The 18,556-nt window shown below is 56.9% G+C and carries 20 protein-coding genes and 2 pseudogenes; 10 read left to right on the forward strand and 12 right to left on the reverse strand.

Annotated elements, in window-relative coordinates; genetic code table 11:
• Window positions 1–47 precede the first annotated feature (47 nt).
• Window positions 48–1,127, forward strand: coding sequence for an alkene reductase (locus ACYZTW_RS22250; RefSeq protein WP_462001826.1), 1,080 nt, complete (start codon window positions 48–50; stop codon window positions 1,125–1,127).
• A 129-nt stretch (window positions 1,128–1,256) separates the two neighbouring features.
• Here the strand turns inward: ACYZTW_RS22250 and ACYZTW_RS22255 are convergent, their stop codons facing one another.
• Window positions 1,257–2,120 (reverse strand): aldo/keto reductase family oxidoreductase, encoded by an 864-nt coding sequence (locus tag ACYZTW_RS22255; protein WP_462001827.1) that lies wholly within the window; start codon window positions 2,118–2,120, stop codon window positions 1,257–1,259.
• A 100-nt stretch (window positions 2,121–2,220) separates the two neighbouring features.
• Between ACYZTW_RS22255 and ACYZTW_RS22260 the strand changes: the two genes are divergently transcribed.
• The gene (locus ACYZTW_RS22260) at window positions 2,221–3,123 is read left to right on the forward strand and encodes a LysR family transcriptional regulator (RefSeq protein WP_462001828.1); all 903 of its coding nucleotides are present in this window, start codon (window positions 2,221–2,223) and stop codon (window positions 3,121–3,123) included.
• A 322-nt stretch (window positions 3,124–3,445) separates the two neighbouring features.
• Here the strand turns inward: ACYZTW_RS22260 and ltrA (ACYZTW_RS22265) are convergent, their stop codons facing one another.
• Window positions 3,446–4,738 carry a group II intron reverse transcriptase/maturase gene (gene ltrA, locus ACYZTW_RS22265; protein ID WP_462001131.1) on the reverse strand — a complete coding sequence of 431 codons (1,293 nt, stop codon included), beginning with the start codon at window positions 4,736–4,738 and terminating at the stop codon, window positions 3,446–3,448.
• An 837-nt stretch (window positions 4,739–5,575) separates the two neighbouring features.
• On the opposite strand from ltrA (ACYZTW_RS22265), the gene ACYZTW_RS22270 reads away from it, so the two are divergent.
• The 4 genes from ACYZTW_RS22270 (at window position 5,576) to ACYZTW_RS22285 (ending at window position 7,930) form a co-directional block, all read left to right on the forward strand.
• On the forward strand, window positions 5,576–6,262 hold the full coding sequence (locus ACYZTW_RS22270; RefSeq protein ID WP_462001829.1) for a hypothetical protein: 687 nt from the start codon (window positions 5,576–5,578) through the stop codon (window positions 6,260–6,262).
• Between the two features lie 21 nt (window positions 6,263–6,283).
• Window positions 6,284–6,781 carry a PAAR domain-containing protein gene (locus ACYZTW_RS22275; protein WP_462001830.1) on the forward strand — a complete coding sequence of 166 codons (498 nt, stop codon included), beginning with the start codon at window positions 6,284–6,286 and terminating at the stop codon, window positions 6,779–6,781.
• A 133-nt stretch (window positions 6,782–6,914) separates the two neighbouring features.
• The gene (locus tag ACYZTW_RS22280) at window positions 6,915–7,520 is read left to right on the forward strand and encodes a lysozyme family protein (protein WP_218580710.1); all 606 of its coding nucleotides are present in this window, start codon (window positions 6,915–6,917) and stop codon (window positions 7,518–7,520) included.
• Window positions 7,517–7,930: a hypothetical protein gene (locus ACYZTW_RS22285; protein WP_462001831.1), complete on the forward strand. Its 414-nt coding sequence runs from the start codon at window positions 7,517–7,519 to the stop codon at window positions 7,928–7,930. Before ACYZTW_RS22280 ends, ACYZTW_RS22285 begins: the two co-directional genes overlap by 4 nt.
• Before the next feature lie 55 nt (window positions 7,931–7,985).
• Here ACYZTW_RS22285 and ACYZTW_RS22290 read toward each other — a convergent pair whose 3' ends face one another.
• Entirely contained in the window at window positions 7,986–8,501 is a 516-nt protein-coding gene (locus ACYZTW_RS22290) for a lysis system i-spanin subunit Rz (RefSeq protein WP_462001832.1), read from the reverse strand.
• Window positions 8,502–8,635: 134 nt separating this feature from the next.
• Between ACYZTW_RS22290 and ACYZTW_RS22295 the strand changes: the two genes are divergently transcribed.
• Complete coding sequence (locus ACYZTW_RS22295; protein ID WP_462001833.1) at window positions 8,636–8,950, forward strand: hypothetical protein; 315 nt, start codon at window positions 8,636–8,638, stop codon at window positions 8,948–8,950.
• A gap of 35 nt (window positions 8,951–8,985) precedes the next feature.
• On the opposite strand, the pseudogene ACYZTW_RS22300 reads toward ACYZTW_RS22295, so the two are convergent.
• The 6 genes and pseudogenes from ACYZTW_RS22300 to ACYZTW_RS22325 form a co-directional block, all read right to left on the reverse strand.
• Window positions 8,986–9,447, reverse strand: a pseudogene (locus ACYZTW_RS22300) (glycoside hydrolase family 19 protein); the annotation flags it as partial.
• A 73-nt stretch (window positions 9,448–9,520) separates the two neighbouring features.
• On the reverse strand, window positions 9,521–10,942 hold the full coding sequence (gene ltrA, locus ACYZTW_RS22305) for a group II intron reverse transcriptase/maturase (RefSeq protein WP_462001834.1): 1,422 nt from the start codon (window positions 10,940–10,942) through the stop codon (window positions 9,521–9,523).
• Between the two features lie 428 nt (window positions 10,943–11,370).
• A pseudogene (locus ACYZTW_RS22310) lies at window positions 11,371–11,439 on the reverse strand (glycoside hydrolase family 19 protein); the annotation flags it as partial.
• 58 nt (window positions 11,440–11,497) lie between these two features.
• The gene (locus ACYZTW_RS22315) at window positions 11,498–11,917 is read right to left on the reverse strand and encodes a tail fiber assembly protein (protein WP_462001835.1); all 420 of its coding nucleotides are present in this window, start codon (window positions 11,915–11,917) and stop codon (window positions 11,498–11,500) included.
• On the reverse strand, window positions 11,914–12,783 hold the full coding sequence (locus tag ACYZTW_RS22320; RefSeq protein ID WP_462001836.1) for a glycine-rich domain-containing protein: 870 nt from the start codon (window positions 12,781–12,783) through the stop codon (window positions 11,914–11,916). Before ACYZTW_RS22320 ends, ACYZTW_RS22315 begins: the two co-directional genes overlap by 4 nt.
• Window positions 12,784–12,786: 3 nt before the next feature.
• Window positions 12,787–14,412, reverse strand: a complete 1,626-nt coding sequence (locus ACYZTW_RS22325) for a hypothetical protein (RefSeq protein ID WP_462001837.1) — start codon at window positions 14,410–14,412, stop codon at window positions 12,787–12,789.
• 234 nt (window positions 14,413–14,646) lie between these two features.
• On the opposite strand from ACYZTW_RS22325, the gene ACYZTW_RS22330 reads away from it, so the two are divergent.
• Window positions 14,647–14,988, forward strand: coding sequence for a hypothetical protein (locus tag ACYZTW_RS22330; protein ID WP_462001838.1), 342 nt, complete (start codon window positions 14,647–14,649; stop codon window positions 14,986–14,988).
• Here ACYZTW_RS22330 and ACYZTW_RS22335 read toward each other — a convergent pair.
• Entirely contained in the window at window positions 14,958–15,458 is a 501-nt protein-coding gene (locus ACYZTW_RS22335; RefSeq protein ID WP_462001839.1) for a hypothetical protein, read from the reverse strand. The genes ACYZTW_RS22330 and ACYZTW_RS22335 overlap by 31 nt on opposite strands.
• 28 nt (window positions 15,459–15,486) lie before the next feature.
• On the reverse strand, window positions 15,487–15,825 hold the full coding sequence (locus tag ACYZTW_RS22340) for a hypothetical protein (protein ID WP_462001840.1): 339 nt from the start codon (window positions 15,823–15,825) through the stop codon (window positions 15,487–15,489).
• Window positions 15,826–15,942: 117 nt separating this feature from the next.
• Here ACYZTW_RS22340 and yejK point away from each other — a divergent pair, with 117 nt between their 5' ends.
• A complete protein-coding gene (yejK, locus tag ACYZTW_RS22345) occupies window positions 15,943–16,950 on the forward strand; it encodes a nucleoid-associated protein YejK (RefSeq protein WP_462001841.1) in 1,008 nt (335 codons plus the stop codon).
• A gap of 56 nt (window positions 16,951–17,006) precedes the next feature.
• A complete protein-coding gene (locus ACYZTW_RS22350; protein WP_462001842.1) occupies window positions 17,007–17,774 on the forward strand; it encodes a DNA-methyltransferase in 768 nt (255 codons plus the stop codon).
• Between the two features lie 45 nt (window positions 17,775–17,819).
• Here ACYZTW_RS22350 and ACYZTW_RS22355 read toward each other — a convergent pair whose 3' ends face one another.
• Window positions 17,820–18,521 carry a hypothetical protein gene (locus tag ACYZTW_RS22355; protein ID WP_462001843.1) on the reverse strand — a complete coding sequence of 234 codons (702 nt, stop codon included), beginning with the start codon at window positions 18,519–18,521 and terminating at the stop codon, window positions 17,820–17,822.
• Window positions 18,522–18,556: the final 35 nt, after the last annotated feature.

Genomic DNA, 18,556 nt, shown 5'->3' on the forward strand with positions numbered 1-18,556 from the left:
CTCTCAACGATCCCAAATCAAACATCCCAAATCCAGTGAGATACATCATGACCACGAGCAATCTCGACCTGCTTTTGTCCCCTGCACAAATCGGCTCCCTCCCTCTGAAAAACCACATGGTCATGGCGCCTTTGACGCGAAGCCGCGCCGGTGAAGGTGATGCTCCGACGCCCACCGTGGTTGAGTATTACCGGCAACGTGCCGGTGCCGGCCTCATCATCACCGAGGGTTCTCAGGTCTCGGCACAAGGCAAAGGCTATATGAGAACGCCGGGCATCTTCACCTCAGAACAAATCGCGGGCTGGAGACAAGTGACCGACGCTGTTCATGCAGAAGGTGGACGGATATTCCTGCAACTCTGGCATGTCGGACGGCTCTCACATCCATTGGTGCAGATCAATAGCGAACTGCCGGTAGCACCTTCAGCGATAAAGGCCGATGGCGAGATTTACACGCCTGAGGGACTGAAGTTTTACGAATTGCCACGGGCTCTGGAGCTCGATGAGATTCCCGGCGTGATCGCTGATTTTCGCCAAGGTGCTGAAAACGCAAAACGCGCTGGATTCGACGGCGTTGAAATCCATGGTGCGAACGGTTATTTGATCGACCAGTTCCTGCGCGATGGCACCAATACCCGAACCGATACCTACGGCGGACCTGTAGAGAATCGCGCTCGATTTCTCAAGGAGGTAGTCGAGTCCGTCATTGAGGTCTTCGGGGCCAGCCGCGTAGGCGTTCGCCTGTCGCCAATCTTCAATTATTTCTCCATGAGCGACAGCGATCCCCAAGCGACTTTCAACTTCGCGGCGAAGATGCTCAGTCGCTATGGGTTGGCCTACCTTCACGTGGTTGAACTTGGTGCAGGGCCATTCGATTTCGGAGAACTAAAGCGTCGTTTCGGTGGCACCTACATCGCCAATGGTGGCTATGACGCAGAGCGAGCCGGAACGGCGCTCAGCTTAGGTGATGCTGATCTGGTGTCGTTTGGCACCGGGTTCCTGGCCAACCCGGATTTGGTAGAGCGATTCAAACACAATAGCGCCCTGAACGAAGCCGACCCGACGACGTTCTACCAAGGTGGGGATCGCGGTTACACGGACTATCCGACCATGGCGGAGTCCCGATAGGCACTACGAGCAAAATACTGGATTAGACGTCAGTCAGCGCATGTCTCACGGCGATCGCGAGCCATTCGCCGGCGCGTACCGGGCTGCTTAGTAAAAGCCCCAACTAATCAGCCCTGGACTCGCCGTCCGCTATCCCAGCGCCTCCAACTCGGCCAGCATGTCAGGCGCGATGACCAATTCACTCGCGGTGAGATTCTCTCGAAAGTGTGCCACCGAGGAAGTACCAGGAATCAACAAGATATTAGGAGCACGTTGCAGCAGCCACGCCAGCGCCACGCACAGAGGTGAAGCTCCCATGCGCGTCGCTACGTTCGAGAGTACTTGCGACTGCAACGGCGTGAAACCACCTAGAGGAAAGAACGGCACATAAGCAATGCCCTGCTGACCCAACTCAGAAATAAGTGTCTCGTCTTCACGGTGAGACAGATTGTAGTAATTCTGTACGCAGACGATGCCAGCGATCCCCTGCGCTTGCTTGACCTGCGATGGCGTGACATTGCTTACACCCAAGTGGCGAATGAGCCCCTGGCGTTGTAATTCTACAAGTGCGGTAAATGATTCCTCGATGGACCCCTCGGCGGGCGATTGCTGGTTGCCCATTGCCCTAAGGTTCACCACATCCAGTACGTCCACACCAAGATTGCGCAGGTTGTCATGCACGGCCTGGGTCAATTCGGTGGGGCTCTGCGCTGGATTCCAGGAGCCATCAGAACCGCGGAGTGCGCCGACCTTTGTCACGACCACCAGGTTTTCAGCGTAAGGGTGTAAAGCTTCACGGATCAGTTGGTTGGTCACGTGAGGGCCGTAAAAATCTGCGGTATCAATGTGGTTTACACCCGACGCCAGCGCTTCACGCAGCACGGCAATGGCCGCTTTCGGATCCTTGGGAGGGCCAAAAACGTTAGGTCCCGCCAATTGCATCGCACCGTAGCCCATACGATTTACCGCCCGATCGCCCAATAAGAACGAACCTGCTTTGGCCACTTTGCTCATTTTGTCTACCTCAATCAGAGTATGTGTGGCGCACTATAGGCATTGACCACTTCATTGGTAATAGGGTGCAATCGGCACAGGTTGTACGGCTGAGAGAACAATGCAAACCAACATTCAAGACTTGCTGGCCTTTGTAGCGGTGGTCAACACAGGAGGTTTCCGCGAAGGAGCCAAGTCCTGCGGTAAATCCGCTTCAAGCCTCAGTGACGCCGTGCGACGCCTGGAAGCCAGGCTAGGTGTGAGGCTGCTCAATCGCACCACCCGGAGCGTGGCTCCGACTGAAGCTGGCGCAAGGCTGATGGAGCGCATCGTGCCCGCATTGGGCGAAGTCGAGTCGGCTCTTGATGTGGTGAACGACTTCCGCGACCGCCCCTCAGGCACCCTCAAGCTGAATGTTCCTGCCAGCGCCGCAAGACTTGTGCTGCCGTCGATCATTACCCCCTTCCTGCAAACCTATCCCGACATCAGCCTGGAAGTGATGATCGAAGAGAGCTTCGTCGACATGCTTGCGGCAGGTTGTGACGCAGGTATTCGTTACGATGAACGTCTTGAGCAGGATATGATTGCGGTCCCCATCGGCCCACGATTTCAACGCTTCGCAACGGCCGCATCACCGGCTTACCTCAACGCCAGAGGTCGACCAGAGCACCCACGAGATCTGTTGAAACACGCATGCCTGCGGGGCAGATTTCCGAGTGGCGCGATGCCGCTCTGGGAGTACGAACGTCATGGCGAAACCGTGAGCGTGGACCCGACTGGGCCGTTGATTGTCAGGGTGGGAGGCGCCGTGGACCTGACTGTTCAGGCTGCGATTGATGGGCTGGGTATCGTCTACCTGTTTGAGGACTGGCTTCAGCCCTATCTGGACAGTGGGGCACTTGAACCGGTGCTGGAACCATGGTGGCAGAGCTTTACCGGGCCGTTTCTCTATTACCCTGGTAGACGCTATCTGCCCTCGCCTCTGAGGGCATTTATAGACTTTATCAATGCCCAGCGAACGTAGTTCATCAATAACCATTCGACGAATGTTAAACGCGGAAATGCCTTGAGTCTGAGGTTATTCATCATTGGTTCAATGAACGCCGAAACCGCCATAGGCAATGTCACCGACTCAAATAAAGCAGGTGCAGGCCTCTATTGGTGCGCTGATAGTGCGACAGAACACCAACCAGCTCCTTGATATCCGCTGAGATTCCAGCCAGAGCCAGTGGTTTTGTAGGGGTAAAAACGACTAAAAATCGGCATAGGGGACGGCCTTCATAGGCCGTTCCCCTGCCACACCACCCGGCATGCGGGTCCGCACCGGGCGGTTCGAGAGATTGAGGTCAGGAGAGACGCGGTAAACCCGTTCTGTCGAACCACGCTATATCGAGCACTCGGTTGAGTTCAAGAGCGCTATTGCGCCACCAGCAGCGAGAGCTTCCCGCCACTTTGCGAGCAGTAGCCTCACTTGCACCCAACCTGCGCAGCTCTCGATAGATCGTTGAACTACGCCGCCATTGCTTGAGCTGGATTGCTCGTAGTCGGTGTCGTATCCATTCATCTAACTCTCGCCAGATTCTGGGAGTTTGCGACAAGCCGAAATATCCCTTCCAGCCAAGCATGTAGGGCCTTAATCGGTCGACAACTTGTTGCAAGCTGCGGCCACCTGAGCGCCGGGTAAACCAGCGGATGCACTGTTTGAAGCGCTGACGCGCTTTGACCGCTACTGTCCTTTTGACGCCTTGTGGAGAAGCCCAGAACGCGTACCCCAGAAACTTGCGACCAAATACACTCGCCACCGCACTCTTGCTCTCGTTGACGCTCAAGTGCAGCTTTTCATACAGACGCTTGAGCAAGGCCATCACTCGCTGCCCGGCCTTCTTGCTGCGAACATACACATTCGCATCGTCGGCATAGCGCACGAAGCAATGACCTCGACGTTCAAGTTCCCGATCCACTTCGTCCAGCAGCACGTTCGCCAGCAACGGCGACAGCGGGCCGCCTTGCGGCGCCCCGCAGCGGCTTTTCTCGACTACGCCATTGATCTGCGTTCCCGCATCCAGATACGCCCGAATCAGCCGGATAACCGCCCGATCCGCAATCCGCTTGCGTAAACGATCAATCAAAATATCGTGATCGACCCGGTCGAAGAACTTCTCCAGATCAACATCCACCACCACTCTTCGCCCTGAAGACACATGGCGCTGAGCCGCCAAAACAGCATCCTGCGCGCAACGTCCCGGGCGAAAGCCGTAGCTGTGTTCACTGAAAGTCGGATCGAGTTCTGGTTGCAAGACTTGCAGCAACGCTTGTTGGATCAAGCGATCGGTGACCGTTGGAATTCCCAACTCGCGCTGACCGCCGTCAGGTTTGGGGATGACCACACGTCGTACCGGGCTGGGCCGGTAGACGCCTGAAAGAAGCTGTTCGCGAATCGCCGCCCACTGGCTCAGTAGATGTTCGGCGGTCTGTTCAATATCCAGACCATCGACGCCCGCTGCTCCCTTGTTGGCCTTGACCCGCTTCCATGCCCGCTTCAGGTTTTCTCTCGCAAAGGCCCGATCCAGCAGCCCTTGCCCTGCGTTGTCGGATTCATCTTGCGGGCGATTGACCTCGTCGCTGATGGGGCTTCTCACGGTTTCACCGCTCGCGTCCTCACATCCGCCCCGCGTTTGGCAGGCATCTGACTTCCGGTCGTTCGCATCAACATGGCCTATAACGCTTTCTCTCGTTCGGCCCTTCGTCAAAAAAAAAAAAAAGACTACTACGGCCTCTGCTGACTTCTCGCTCCGGCTTGCACCGTCGCCCTTTCAGGCACAAGGCGAGATCTCCCCAGGTAAGAACGCAATCCTTCACCACACAACCGCCGGATTTACGCAACCTGATCCTTGACCACAAGAGCTTCGCGGTTTTATGCCCGCTCGCCCTGATCGGCTTCGCCTTCTATCCGGTTCTTGTACATCGGCTCATGGCTTCGATCCACGCTTCCTCCCCACACTCGGTCGCCCTCATGCAGTTGCGCTTCACTTCGTTCGCTGTGGTCAGCTTACGGCGGGACTTTCACCCACAAGATTGCGCCCATGCTGGGCGCACATAAAAAGGGGTCGCGAGATAAAAATCTCGCAACCCCTTGAATTATATGGTCGGGACGGAGTGATTCGAACACTCGACCCCTAGCACCCCATGCTGGAGACATAAAACACCTAACCTATTGTTTTTAAAGGAATACATGCCTTATTCAGTCGGGCAAAATATCCGTACCTTTGTGCTTATGCAAACGAAAAACCGTGGCCTCCAGCGGTGGTTTTGCGCGCACCCCTCCCCCGGCGTCCTGCCGACCGAACACAATCACACCCCCCACGCGACCGGCGATCATTGACTGGTTGTCAACCTAAACATTGTAAATATTGTTGAACGCGACTTCTGCCTGGGGCATTCTTCGCGACGCACATTTACATGGACGGTAATATTTGATGCGCCCTGCACCTATGGATGTGCCCATCCCCTGCGCCTGCACACTCGATACCTCGCTTCATCCCAGCGGCCTAAAAACCTCATTACGCCTTTATGGGCTAGTTCGCATCGTCGGTTTCGGCGACATACCTGCGAGCACGCCGGTTGAAATTCTTTGCGCAGCGTCCGGCGAAGGCAAGGCGATTCGAGCCTTCGTTTCAAGGCTGGACGCTGAGTTGGTTGCCAGGTCAATGCCTGACTCAGGCTATCGTGTCGTACCGCTGGCACAATTCGACCCCACTGGATTTATCCAGCAACACCAGGGTTGGCTGACCGTCCACATCACCTGTGGTTTTTCCTCGCAGCGCGACACGTTACGACTTGCAGATGGTGACTTGCCAAGCTTGGGCTGGTTTATTTATGCCCAGACAGGTCCCTGGAGTCCGGGGAGCTTTATCCATTGGGGCGAAGAAGTCGCCGAGATATTGCTCACTTCCTACCGCAGCGTTGGTATGCCCAATTACAACGCCTGGCTCAACCAGCTTGATGACTATTCCACGCAGGCCATGGACAACTGCGTCGAAATCGCCTGGCAGACGTTGCTGGCCTGCCGTCCCATGCGCGAAAACCACCGAGCACTGTTCAACCCTATGGATGAGTGCTGGCGCTTTTCCGACTCGCCCATCGACCCCTATTACCCCATTTGAAACCTTGAAAAGGAACTTCCCATGAGTGGCAAACCTGCTGCCCGAGTGACAGACCCCACCAATTGCCCGCTTCCGGGGCATGGCACAAATCCGATTGCCAGCGGCTCCCCTAATGTGAACTTCGATGGCCTTGCCGCCGCTCGTATGACCGATAAATCCGCATGCGGGAGCCCGATCACCGGTGCCGTCAGTGCTACGGTGCTCATCAATGGGCTGAATGCCGCTACTCAAGGCAGTACCGGTGGCCACGGCAACGTGGTTATGGGTGGATCAGGCACGGTCATTATTGGCGACACCTTCGTACCAGCCCCCTTCAGCGGCGTGCTGCCGATGCCAGTGCACTTCAGCGACAAGTTCAGACTAGTTGACCAAGACTCGAGCGAGCCTCTACCCAATCTTGATTACGCCATCCAGCGCGCTGACGGCAGCATGGAACACGGTGTAAGTGATTCGATGGGGTATACGCATCTAGTGAGTTCGCACCTGCCCGAAACAATCAAACTGTTTCTGGAGGACTAAGGCATGGCAGCAGATGCTCTTCATACAACCGACTGCACACAATCCTCCCCAGACCAAAGAACAAGTTTCATTATTTCTGTTTTCCCAAAGGGGCAGACAGAGAGCGTCAAAATCTATATTGGTGACTTTCATCATGGCTGAAGTGGTTAGCAAGAATGGCAGAAAAATGTCTCCCGTAGCCACCAGAGCGGTGACGCCCGTCAAAGACGCCACTCCAAAAACTGTATCGCTGGACGCCAGGAAACAGATAAGGCGGGCCGAGAATGAGGAGTATTTGAAGGATAAAAACGTGAAGGCATTTTTGGTTGCCATTGCCGAATCCGAAGGCGGTAGCTACCACGCGAAATATGGTTATGGCTGGGCACCGGGTTTTCAATCCGGGAAATGGACTTTCACTGATGAGTCCACCCATCCGGGGGCCGGTTACGGCGGAAAAACTACGGCATCGGGCATGTATCAAATTACCATTGCCACTTGGAGCGAGTATGCCGGAAAGATGGGACTCACCGACTTTACGCCTAATACGCAAGACCTTATCGCGGTCGACATTCTGCGCACCCTCGGGGTGATCGACAAGATCAAGGCCGGCGACATCCCGGGAGCAATGCCGAAGGCGGCAACGAGGTGGGCGGCACTTCCCGAAGGGCCTGGTAAGAAAAATCATTATCCGCCGCAACCGTATGCCGAGTATCCAAAGTTTTTGGAGAGCTACAAATCGGCTGGAGGGACTGTCAAATGAAGTTTTCAATCCTCGCGCTCGTCGCACTTTATTGCATTGGCACCAGTGCAGCGTTTGCGGATGGCTCACAGGCGACAAGCGACAGGCGCGGACCGGCAGGCATCGCCGTCGGTGAGCCCCTGGTCACGGCCAAGGCCAAGCTCGTCAAACAAGGATGGAAGCCGACGCGGATGCATACCACCGATGGTTATGAATATAGTGGCGTGGAGCGGGAGCTGGCTGCACGCAAGTTCTTCGAGGTCGATGTCTGCTCTTTTGATAGCTCGCGTTGCATCTTGTTCTACTCAAAGAACGGCGCTTGCCTGCGCGTCGACACCATTGGGGAACAATTCAATGACATGACGGTTACGCGATGGGCCGATGAGTGTCCTGACGCGACTCCAAAACCAAGTAAGCGCGGCGCGGGATAGCAACCGACCATTTTGAATAGGGCGACATTTGCCAGTACCTGGCCCCGCGCCGAACTCAGTGTGATACCCCCCTCACATACGCTTGGCACGCAGCCAGGGCAATCATTCCCCGGTCGCCTTCATCGGTGATGGCGATAATTCTTTGAGCATGCGCTGGGTCAAGTCGGGCGCGCGCTCCTCCATGAACCACGCCGCTGGCTTCGGTACCGGCTGGCACTGAACAGCCACTGGCTGGATCCTCGGCAAGGAGGACTGACAGCCGCAAATCAGAAGTGGCAAGGCGATCACGCAGACGAGCCTGGTTGGCTTGAGCATTACTCAGTTCCTGGTAGTGGGATTGTTCGCTGGCTGACAGGCGATACTCGAGCGCGAGGCGCTTGTCCTGTTCGGCACGTACCTGAACGGCGGCCGCGTTGCTGATGGCAGTCAGGTCATCGTTGTGCAGGCCCGCCTGTTCCGCGAGTTGCTTGCCCATGCGCCAGTTCTGAACCTGCCAGGCCATTGCCGCACTACCGGCAACCAATGCAGCAGTTAGCACCAGCAGGTAAAGAATTTTTTGCGCCAGAGTCATCACGATACATCCTTGAATAGAGGTCGGGAGCCGATTTTCAGTGCCTGCTTGGGGCTCTTATTACGATGCCATCGGGCTCGGCTAAGGTTTCCCGTAATCGTGCAGATAAAGATGAAATATCTCGGAGATCCGTTATGACCAATTACGACTTCACAAAATCGATTCCAAAACACCTACTGAGTGCTGCAGCCCTCATCGCGCCCTCTCCATTTGTCTGGTTGATACGCAAAGGCGTTGACGCCTTTAGTGGTGCCGTAGCGACTCCGGAAAATCAATCAGAAGCTGCTGCAAAGGTAATTCGGGCGGGAAAGGAATCTGGTGTCGACGAAATGGAAATCGTCATGAGCCACGAGGCTGGTCTGAATTTCAAAGCCCCGATAGAGAGTGTAAATATTTCAATGAAGGCTGGAGCAGAAGGGACTATCACAATGAAGGTAAAGTATAAATAAGTTACTGCTGAACCGACCTCGCATCCGAGCATAAGTCATGTCAGCACCTTCGTGGCTTTGGTCCACAGATTCAACCGATCCTGCATGCCATTGAGGCCGCCGTTGATGCGGCGAGTGATGGTTTCGAACTTGTCGGCGTCGGCCAGGGTGTTCAGCCCCTTGGTCGCCCAGAACCACGCGGCCGACAGACAGGCATACTGCGGCTGCTCCAGCAACTCCGGCTGACTGATCAGATCCAACCCGAGCGCTTCGCCGCACGCCGCATAGTTCGCCCGGCCGGTGATCTGGATCAGCCCCCTACCCCGGTACTTGAAGCCGTCGCCCGCAACGGTATTGCCGAGATCAACCCTGCCTTCGTACCTGGACTGAGCAGCGGTCGGCCCCCAAATTTCGCGGACATAGACCAACTGGCCAGACTCATGCCCGATCTGGGCAATGAATGCGGCCACGCGCTTGGGGCCCGCAATCTGGAACCGGCCCATGGCCACATTTAGAACAGATCGAGTAGGAGGCGGATTTACATCCGCCGTCCTCTCACACCACCGTACGTACGGATCCGTATACGGCGGTTCAAGCTATGCGGCTAAGCCGGTTTATCGTATCCAGTATCGAGACCAACCCAAGTTGATCCCATAGCTTCTTCGGCAGCGCCTGATTCATATGAGATGCTCCCGAGCTCCACCATGGGCCTCGGCCATTGAAGGCTGATTTGCAGGCGCGAGCTTCGCTAAGCCCCAGGCGCATCAAGTTACGTGCCCTCGTTGAGGGCCGCTTCCATTGACGCCAGACGACGCAGCGAAGTTTGCGCCGCACCCAGCCGTCAATTTCCTCAAGTGGCCGTTTGCTCTGACTGAGCTTGAAGTAGCCTGCCCACCCGCGCAGCACAGGGTTTATCCGTTCGATGACATTCGCCATCTTGTGGCCCCGCGCCCCGCGCAGCAGGTCTCTTAACCGGTCGTGCAAGCGACCCAGACTCATCGTCGCCACTCTCAGCCTCGGTTGCTGATGCCAGTTCATCCCATAACCCAGATAGTCGCAGACCCAAGGCCGTGCTACGTGGCTCTTTTCCCGGTTCAGCGTCAGTTTCAGGCGCTGATTCAGGAAACGCTCAACACCGGTCATCACCCGCGTGCCAGCTCGCTGACTGCGCACATAGATGTTCGCGTCGTCGGCATAACGCACGAAGCGATGGCCTCGCCGTTCCAGTTCGCGGTCGAGTTCGTTGAGCAAGATGTTCGACAGCAACGGCGAGAGCGGGCCGCCTTGCGGCGTCCCTTCCTGCCGTCGGCTGACGAGTCCGCCCGACATCGTTCCCGCTTCGAGGTAACGACGGATCAGCGTGAGCACACGCTTGTCTTCGATTTGACGCGCCACGTAGGCCATCAGGACATCGTGGTTGACCCGATCAAAGAACTTCTCGAGATCAAGTTCCACGCACCAGCGGTGACCCGCTGCCACGTGGCCGCGAGCGGTTTCGATGGCTTGGTGAGCGCTTCTACCCGGACGAAAGCCGTAGCTGTAGTCCGAGAACAGAGGATCGAAGATTGGCGTGAGCTGTTGCAGCAGTGCCTGTTGGATCAAGCGATCCACGACGCTGGGAATACCCAGTTGCCGTGTTCCGCCTTTGGGTTTGGGGATGTCAACGGCGCGTACACCCTGCGGGTGATACTCGCCGGCCAGCAACCTCACCTTGAGGGTCGGCCAATACTGTTTCACGTAGTCCGCCAAGTCGTCGACCGTCATGCCATCGGCACCTGGTGCGCCCTTGTTGCTGACCACACGTTGATACGCACGCCTAAGGTTGGCCGGCGCAAGCACCCGCTCCATCAGCGTGTCCGGCTCCGCGTTCGTCCACGTCACAGACGCCGCCGATACCTGTGCGCTGTCAGCCGTCATCCTCGGATACTGTCCGGGACTCGGAGTAACAGTCTTCTCTTGGAGAAATTTCTGCATTTCGGTATTCAACGAGACTTTGACGCCTACTGGCGGCATAACTTGTTCGGCCCTTGGTGACGGGGTTATTCGCCATTTACTACGGCCTCGGCTGACTTCTGCACGTTCATCCCGTCGCCTCTCGACGCTCGGTAGCACTGTGGCAAACGTGCAGATCTCCCAGGGTAATTCGCGCGACCTTCCTGCTTATGCCTGTCGGATCTACGTCGCAGCGTCCCGTGCAAGTATTGGGCTTTAGGGAAACACGCCCCTTTACCCCGCTGCGCCGCCTCTATCCGCTTGCTGTTCGTCAGGCCAGCATTTTGCCTCGGGCTTCCTTCAGATTCGCGGTCACCCGCGACACCCTTGCCTCTGGCTAACACTTCCCCTTGCCGGGTGTGTAGAGGACTTTCACCTCCAAGTCACCAGCGAGGCCACCACAGCCAAGCTGGTTGCGCTTGCGCGCAACGCGCCATGCCTGGCGCACGTGCAAAAACGCCGGCTTGTTTGCCGGCGTTCGGGAGGATCTGCAGCAGTTGCTGCGCGGTGATGGGCATACTTTTCTCCAGGCAAAAATAAACCCGCACTTGGCGGGCATCGGAGTTACGGTCTCAGTTATGGAGAGGTCGGCCAGTCAATCGTGGTCGGGTAGCCTGGCTGCTTGTCGATCTTGTTCAAGGCCAGCTTGTAGACGGCATAGGCCTTGAACATGGCTTTATCGGCATCGCTCAAAAGGTCAGCCAGAAAGGCGTCACCCATGCCTGCGGTGACTTCGTTGGCCTGACTCAGCAGGGCATCACGCTGCGATAATGCGGCGGCTTTCAGCTCTGCGTCTGTAAGCACAGGTGGAACTGGCGCGGCGAAGCTCCAGACCCCATCGATTTCGACGGTAATCCACCCGGCCGCTATGGGTGGAATGGCATCCGTCACATCAATCCAGATCATGTCGGGGTGGAACATCTCGGTAATGTCGCCGTCCGTTGGCAGTAGGTATTGCACGACGCCATCTGCGATATTTGCGTAGGTTTTCATCATGCGTACTCCCATACAATCACGATTCCAGGAGCGCCAGCCCCGCCTGCTACTGCCGGCTTACTTATTGTGTTAGCCGTAGCGCCACCACCAGATCCCGGCGACGTTGAGGTTGTGCCGTTGATCCCCGCAGCAGCAAGATTTGCCCCGGGGCCAAATAAGGATGCGCCTGGAATCCCGCCTATGATGTTACCCAGTGCGAGCGCAATGACATCAACGCTACCTGACCCAGCGCACGAAGTAATGTTGCCCCCGCTTGGTGCGGAACTGTTAATTGATGACGAGGAAAATATAGGCGTCCCTGGCCCTGCGGTAGGACCGCCTCGTCCACCTGGGCAACTGACCAGCGCGCCAAAGGAAGATGGGCCGCCATTGTTACCGGCAGCTCCGGAGACACCAGTACCGCCCGCACCGACTGTAATAGACACTCCAGAGAAGCCTGAAGTAAACAGACTCTGCGCATATGCACCAGCCCCGCCACCAGCACCGACCGATGCCTGGCCAGAGTTGGTAGCTGGCGCTCCGCCCCCCGCACCGCCTGCGGACTGAACCCAAGGAATTACCTTTTTTGTACCCGGAGTCTCGGTATAGGTAAAGGTGCCGGGCGTGCTGAACACTCGAACATTGAGCAAGCTGCCGGGGGCTGGGCGGGCGGAATCTAGCGGGCCCAAGTCAATCCAAAGCGTATTCGCGCTGTCGCGCTGCCTCAGCCTGCCAGTACCGGTGTCGGCCCACATCTGCGCGGGGTAGGTCGGACTCGGCGCCGAAGCGCCGCTGGACTGCGATGCCAGGGCCTTGAGCGCCAGATTGATATCGGCGCGGACGGCTACGCCAGCACCATTGTCTACGGTCATATCGTGCTGCGACATAGATCAGTATCCCTTTGAGATGTAGTCAATCGAGCGGCCCGACTGGGCGACCCCGGTTGCATTGCGGATGAAGACCGTAAAGCCGTTAGTGGTCTTGGTTGAGACGTCTAAGTAGTCGCCAGGCGAAAGACCTTGAGCTGTCAGACTGACGGCCGGGCTGGCTTTGAACGGCGGCGAGTACACGACTGGCAAGCCCAGTGCAGGCACCGGGATGTCGTTGCCGCTCTCGATCCTGTCAGGCATATCGATCGTGACTTCCAGGATCGAGACGTCGATCCAGTTCGTCGCCAGCAGGACCTCCCCGCGAAGCTGGAAGTCGAAGACGCGGGCGCGGTAGTCGCCGACTACAAACGGCTTCCAGGCGGACCAATCAGCCGGCAACACATCAGACGTGCGCACCCACAGCGACAGCGAGGCGCCGACTGGCGGATCACCGTCGATGCTGATCATCGAATCGAAGTCGGCGATCGTGTCGATGTAGCTGCCGTCGTCGTACAGCACCGCCTCGACATTCGCGGTCAGGCGGCAGTCGTAGACGTAGCCGAGGTCGGAAGGCGCGGCGAAGCTGTAGGTCATCGTCAGGTGCGAGCCGCCGTACTTGTCGATTTCCCCGAGCCATGCATCCAGATCAGGGATGTCATCGAACAGTCCGAGCGCCGACATCTTCAGTGCGCCATCCGAAACCGCCGCATTCACCGCAATCCCGGAGAATGCTGGTGACTCGGTGACGGTCAGCACGACGTTCTCAGGCAGAGGCACCTGTGCGTCTGACCAGACTTCCGTGATCGGCCCGCCGACGCCCGAGGAGTCGACCGCGCGCGCAAGGTATTTGCCAGGCAGCAACGACACGACCGCCGACGTAGACCGGCCGGCCGCTTCGGTGAGCGGCAGTGCCGTGTCCCAGTTGGCCGACGTGCTGCGCGAATGGCGGATGTTGATGCTGCCGCCGAGTTTCACGTCCAGTTCCGGCGCCGGTTCCCAGGCCAGAGTTGCCACGCTGTTGATGACGTCCAGCCGCAGGCCGACTAGCGCCGTCGGTGGCGCCAGCAACGCCTGAGCAGTGTAGGTCTGGATCGGCGCCGGTCCGGAGAAACCGAGCAAGGACTTTGGCGTAACGCGAACCGACCACAGGCCGGAAGATGCCGAATCGAAGTCGACGCTGGGCGTCGATACTTCCCCAACATACTCCCAGTTTCCTCCTGGCCTCATTACCTCGATCTGATAGCGCATCGCCCGCGCAGGTGGCGTCCAGCTGACCGACAGTCGCGCTGCGGCAAGTCCAGTACCGGTGTCGTACAGCGACTCAAGGAACGTCAGCTGCCCGACTGCATCTGGCTTGGCCAGGTTGACGATGCTAGTCGGGTTGTCAACATCCGGTGTGCCGTACTCGACCTGGTTGAATTTATCGGGGTCAAACGCCACGGCGCTGATCGCGTACGTGCCATCGTCGCCTTCGCTGATACCGATGACGCGAAACTTCTGCGTCTCCAGTGCAGCTGTTGAGAACACCCACGGTGCCGTAGCCAGCGGCGCTGTCGCAAGCGGCGGGGATACCGTGATTGATGTCGCGCCGGATCCGACAGTAACGGCGGCGCTCGCATAGCTGCCATCAGCCATGCCATCGAGCATTACTACCTGGAGCTGCGTAACAGCTGCAATCCAAACCACATGGTCGCGTCAGGCTGGATCGCCGTTCCCGCGGAGGTGTCGCTTGAAGAGGCGCAGGCCGCGAAGCTGTTCTATGCCGCCGGCGCGTGGAATCAGGTGAAGGTGGCAGCATGAGACGCATCAGCAACCAGGTGCGCCAGCGCCGACGACAGACATGGCTGGATATACCGGCCCACGGAATTGAAGAGGCAGGCCATGGCCAAGAGTGGACAAGAGCGATCGGCGAAGGCCGCCGAGAAGCGAATCCAATACGACGAGAAGGAATTACGGCATCGGTTACGGCTCGGCACCCGGCAGAAGCTTGACGAGTTGATGGCCTGGAACGGCATCGAGGAAATCAACGAGGCGGTGCAGAATCTGATTCTGAACGCACATGCGCTCGGGCCGACCCTTTCATATCAGGCGATGGAGAGTCCGCGCCACAAAGTGCAGATAAGCGAAAACGTGGCGCGAATGTTTCAGAGAGAGAGCCTGCTGATAATTCAGCAAGACCCAGGGGATGAGATTCAGGCTCCACCTGCGTTCCTCAGCCAGTAGGTGATTATTGCGACAGTCACTGCCGCGAAGAAGCTGAGGCCTGCGGATACCCAAAGCTTTTTGGTATCTGAGCGACGGGTCTCAAAGAACTCAACAGCCTTTGGACCAATATAGAAATACACTTCATCTCTTTCTTCTCTGTCGAATACAGTCACGTTTTTGTAGGACTGCCTCCCACGGCCCTGTCGATAGCACTGGAAAGTCTGAGCCAGTAGTGAATTCCGAAACTGATCTTCATCAGTTGGCTGACCGCCAGTGAACCCCAAATAATTAGCTTCCACGAGCGCCGCCAGTGGGTAGAAATCTCGGTGGTCGCCTGTCCGATTTTCCACAAGGTGTACCACCTCCGTGGCGGTCATGAAATTAGCGTCGTAAATCTTTTTTAGGACGTCTTTCAGCGATTTGTTCATCTCGATATCCGGCAACATTTTGTGCTCGCCATCTAACCCCACCCCAATCCAAATTGCCACTGTCGCATCCGGTCTCGGAGGGCGACGCCTACTCGACTTTGATCTTCACGTTCGGCTCTGCCTCCATCGTTGGGCGGCGCAACTCTGGATCGTTTGCATCAAGGCAACGGAACTGCAGTTCGGCATTGGCGTAGCGACCGTAGCCTGAATCTCTGGATGCCTCCTTCACAGGCATCAACTGCTTCCCTTTGTTCTCACAGAAGGCATTGGCTTCCTGGTACAGCTCGGCCTTTACGGCTCCGCCGCCGAAGGTGGTGAAGCTACCGTCCTTTGCGACCATGTAAGTGTCGCGACCCATCGGCACAACGCCAGGTCCGGAACAGCCGGTGATTAACAAACTAATCGTTGAAACCAGCAAAAGTCGCATCTATTACGCTCCATGCGTGAGTGATGGCGAATCATAGGGCTATCACTCTGCCACTTCATCAAATTTCATACTGCCGCATCCAGTCACGGAGGGCGGCGCCTACCCGAGGAATTCGCAATGCCCGTTCTCCACAGCGTGATTCATAAGATCGACAAGAAGCCCGACGGCAGTCCGGCTGTCCTGTTCCTCGGCGGTGCCGAGCAAGTCGAAAGTCAGGCCCGCGACGATCTTGCCCAGCAGTTCAACGAGAGCTACAACGCCACCACCGGTAAGGCCTGGGGCTTCTTTCATCATGAGTCAGGCGCTCACCCTCTCAGTGGATGGCTCGCCAAGTACCTGGCAGGCTGCTCTGATTTCCTCGAGTTCAGCACCATCGCCGTCGAGCACCTGACTAAGCTGATGGAAGAATCGAATCTAACCACCGGCGGGCACGCCCTCTTCTGTCACTACCAGCAAGGCCTGACCGACTATCTGATCATCGCCCTAGTGCAGGAAACGGAAGCGGTGACCATGACCGAAGAGTTGCACCTGATGACGGTCAAGCGCCTGGACCTAGACCATATCCGCCTGGCCGCGCGCATCAATCTGAGCGAGTGGAAGAACAACCCGCAGTCGCGCCAGTACATCTCGTACCTCAAGGGTAAGCAGGGCCGAAAGGTCAGCGAGTATTTCCGCGACTTCATCGGCGCGCAGGAAGGCGTCGACGGCCCGGGCGAAACCCGCACACTGCTCAAGGCGTTTAGTGATTTCGTTGAAAGTGAAGATCTCGGTGAGGAATCCGCTCGCGAGAAGACCGACACACTGGTCAGCTATGCCTTGTCCCAGGCCAAACTGGGCGAGTCCATCACGCTCGACGAGCTGTCCGAAGTACTCGACGACGACCAGCCACTGGCGTTCGCCGAGTTCGTCCAGGGCAAGGATTACGGCCTTTCGGCTTCAATCCCACCCGACAAGAAGACCCTGAACAAATTCCGGCGCTTCACTGGCCGCGCCGATGGCCTGTCGATCAGCTTCGAACAGCACCTGCTGGGCTCCAAAGTCGAGTTCGACGAAGCCGGCGGCACGCTGACGTTGCGCAATCTGCCGACCCAGCTCACCGACCAGCTCAAGCGCGCAGCCGCCTGACACTAACCGCAACGCCGCGCTCTGGACGGAGGGCGGCGCCTGACTGGAAATCACTTATGGCAACTGAACCTTGGCTGTACCTCGGCGATTGCCTTGAGGTGATGAAGACCATGCCAAACAACAGCGTCGACATGGTGCTGGCTGATCTGCCCTACGGCACGACCCAGTGCGCGTGGGACGTGATCATCCCCTTCGATCCGCTCTGGCGTGAGTACTTGCGGATCGCCAAGCCAGAAGCAGCCATTGTGTTCTGCGCGGCCCAGCCGTTCGCGTCGATGGTCGTTGCCAGCAACCCGAAGCACTACCGGTATGAATGGATCTGGGAGAAAGGTAACGCCACCGGTTTCCTGAACGCCAAGAAGCAGCCACTCAGAGCTCACGAAAGCGCCCAGGTCTTCTACCGCCAGCAGCCGGTGTACAACCCGCAGATGTCGAGCGGGCATGAACGGAAGACCAGCAAGCGGAAGACAGTCGATTCCGAGTGCTACGGTAAGGCCTTACGCCTCACCGAGTACGACTCAACAGACCGGTACCCGCGATCGGTGCAGTTCTTCTCCAGCGACAAGCAGACCGGAAGCTTTCACCCAACACAGAAACCAGTCGCCTGGATGAAGTTTCTGATCAGCACCTACACCAACCCAGGCCAAGTGGTCATGGACAACACCATGGGGAGCGGCACCACTGGAGTCGCGTGCCTTCAGCTTAACCGCCGATTTCTCGGCATCGAGCAGGATGAAGCGATCTTCGGTACCGCGAAAGACCGACTGGATGCCGAGCTGATCCGCGTTAACACGCCGGAGCCGCAAATCGACATGTTCGCCTGACCCATCCTGACCCATCCTCACCTACCACGCCGCAAAACGTGCGAATTACCAAGGGCGATAAGTTGAGCGACCAAATTTGGTCATCCACTGCAGAAACTCATTCCCTGTTAGCGTAATTATAATTGCGGTCTCGGTTTTAATTATCAGTTCCTTCGTGATTAAAAATCCTAGAAATGTATCCATCTCCAACTCATCTAGATTCGGCTTAAAGCGGTCCTTATATGCTTCCCACTCGCGCTCAGCCTCGACAAAAGACAATCCGAATGTTCCACGCTGGTTCAACAATTGAAGAAGCTGAATCTGACCGCCGAAAATATAAGAATAAATATTCTCAAAATAGCTGAGCACTCTCCACCCCGCATCGTCACCAACAAGGAATTGCAGAGCCTCTGCCTGATCTTTGTCCTCAATTTGCTTTTTAACTAGATCAAGAACAATCCCAAAAGTGTGAGGAAAGTCCCCTTTGGGTATATTTTGCAGTTCACTATCTTTGGCTGACGGTTGAATCGGAGGTAATGGTGACTCGACCTCGAATCCATCAGCCCCAATTTTCTTGATTCTAGGGATGACAACTTTAATCTCGTCCTTGAAGTAAACAATAACGATACAGAACATTATCAGTACAGCGTGGGGCCATCCTAACCCGCTCCAGAGCGCTGCGAAAAACCGCTCTAGCCATTCCCACGTCGTTACCACCCCCGCAAGAAATCCAGACCAGTCATTACTGGGCTCAGTTGTGCCGTTCAATTTTTCTGCTCCCTACCGGCTCCATGCCGGGCCGA

It is taken from the genome of Pseudomonas sp. LB3P25 (genome assembly GCF_054897985.1).